Below are 1,883 nucleotides of genomic sequence, written 5' to 3' on the forward strand. Positions count from 1 at the left end.
AAGTTTTATCTTGGCGATGGATAGTGGAGAGAACATTTGCCTGGTTATTAAGATATCGACGCTTGACAATTGATTACGAGGTCTTACCTGAAACTGCTGAAGCATTCATCCATGTAGCAATGATTAGGATTATGGTTAGACGGTTGGCGTAGCTTTTTAGACTTTTCGTACATCCTCTCAATAGCTGATATAAGGAGACTAGCGTGAACCAGAGAGTAAGTAATATAAGGTTCGAGTGAATCAGTTTTTTTCAATTGTCCCTCAAAGACAAATTCATAGGGAGAAGTAGGACTCTGGGGAACTGTGACTTTTCCTCTTTCAATGACCTCACTGAAACGTCGCCCACAGGCAGCAGCAATCCCCGCAGCTAATTCAGTAGACTTGTCCGATTGAAGTAGTTGATTAACTTTGTTCAAATAAGGTTGGAGTCGAACGGGTTGAGGATAATCTTGCTTGAGATTATTAACCTTAGTACCAGAGCGAGAGAGCTGGCGGTAAAATGGCTGTTGATACTTGAGATAGAGTTGGGCATAATGTTGAGTGACCTCAACTAATCGCTCCGTATCTCGCTCTGGAATCTCAAAAGAATAGGAATTAATGGGGGTAAGCTTTAACTCGACTCGGTCGATGGCATCTCTGACGAAATTGATATAAAGAGGATGAAGATTTTTAGCAATAAACTCAGGAGTATAACCACGTTCGAGAAAAGCGGTTTCAGCAATTGCTAGAGCTTGGATAGTGGATTCTGTATCAAGGTTTTGTTGATTGAGTGAGATGAGTTGGTGGAGGAAACAAAGGGCTAATGCTACTTTTTCTTCATGAGTGAGTTTTTTGAATCGAGCTTTTTTCAATTTTTCGGCATCAAGATTCTTAGCAGCAATAAGAGCGAGACGTTGTTGAAATTTAAGAGCGATCGCTTGTCGGAATTCTGACCAACCAAGACTTTCAATCTGGGCATTAAGCTGAGAAATTAAATTAGGGTCGGGTAATTTAGGAGTAGCAGATCGTGGCATGAGTCGACACGGGAGTGGAAATGCCGACTGACCGTCGGCATTTCCTCCCGTCATTGGATTTAATCTCTATTATTATAGAAGTAAATCGGAGTAAATGACCAGAGTAAATAATAAAAGAGCTTATAGCGTCAGCTTAGCTTATCTCATCGAGGGACAACCCCCAAAGGCTTACGGAAAAAAAGTGGCAGTTGAGACTTGAAACTTATCAGCTAAAGCTTGAATTTGTCTGACATTCAACTGTCGCTTACCGTTGAGGATTTCCGAGACAACACCTTGAGAGCCAATTTCTGGTAAATCAGATTGAGAGAGTGAATGCTCGTCCATCAAATAGATTAAAGCATCAATTCCATGACAATCGGTCAGGGGATAATGTTCATTGTCATAGGATTCAATCAAGATACCTAATGTATCCAACAAACTGTAGAGAGGATGAGACTCATCATCACCAACCTCATCAAGTAGAAGATTAAGTCTTTCAACTGCTAGATCGTATTCCTGCTCATTAGTAATGGTTAAATAAGGAGCGAGTGCTGTCCATTGTTGTTGTATTTCAGGGGTGATGTTAATCATTGTTTCCAATCTCCTCGGTCGTATTGTTTGTGGGTTAAGATATTCCGAATATAGACTTTATGACGATTAAAGTGAATGGCTGCAATCAGCCGATACTTGTTGCCACCAATGTTGAAAACGGTTAACTTGCCTACCTTGTCGGCACTCTTGAATGTGGCTCTTAGCTGAGTTTAAGAGGATGTACGAAAAGTCTAAAAAGCTACGCCAACCGTCTAACCATAATCCTAACGGGACTTAAACAATTTTGATAGTCAAAATGAGATAAAATGCTTTTGTCGGTTGACTTTAGCATTATTATTA

General features: G+C 40.4%; 3 protein-coding genes and 1 pseudogene. 1 reads left to right on the plus strand and 3 read right to left on the minus strand.

The annotated features are described in order from the left end of the window. Positions 1-152: transposase (locus tag H1P_RS35370; protein WP_144876463.1), on the plus strand; the 152-nt coding region annotated here is incomplete at its 5' end. Here the strand turns inward: H1P_RS35370 and H1P_RS35375 are convergent. From H1P_RS35375 to H1P_RS39735, 3 genes and pseudogenes are all read right to left on the minus strand, one after another. Then, positions 84-1,013 (minus strand): protelomerase family protein, encoded by a 930-nt coding sequence (locus H1P_RS35375; protein WP_186376338.1) that lies wholly within the window; start codon positions 1,011-1,013, stop codon positions 84-86. The genes H1P_RS35370 and H1P_RS35375 overlap by 69 nt on opposite strands. A gap of 168 nt (positions 1,014-1,181) precedes the next feature. Then, on the minus strand, positions 1,182-1,583 hold the full coding sequence (locus H1P_RS35380) for a helix-turn-helix domain-containing protein (RefSeq protein ID WP_144876467.1): 402 nt from the start codon (positions 1,581-1,583) through the stop codon (positions 1,182-1,184). Beyond that, a pseudogene (locus tag H1P_RS39735) lies at positions 1,580-1,750 on the minus strand (type II toxin-antitoxin system HigB family toxin); the annotation flags it as partial. The pseudogene H1P_RS39735 and the gene H1P_RS35380, both read right to left, overlap by 4 nt. Positions 1,751-1,883: the final 133 nt, after the last annotated feature.

The organism is Hyella patelloides LEGE 07179, assembly GCF_900659865.1.
GTDB classification, from domain to species: Bacteria; Cyanobacteriota; Cyanobacteriia; order Cyanobacteriales; family Xenococcaceae; genus Hyella; species Hyella patelloides.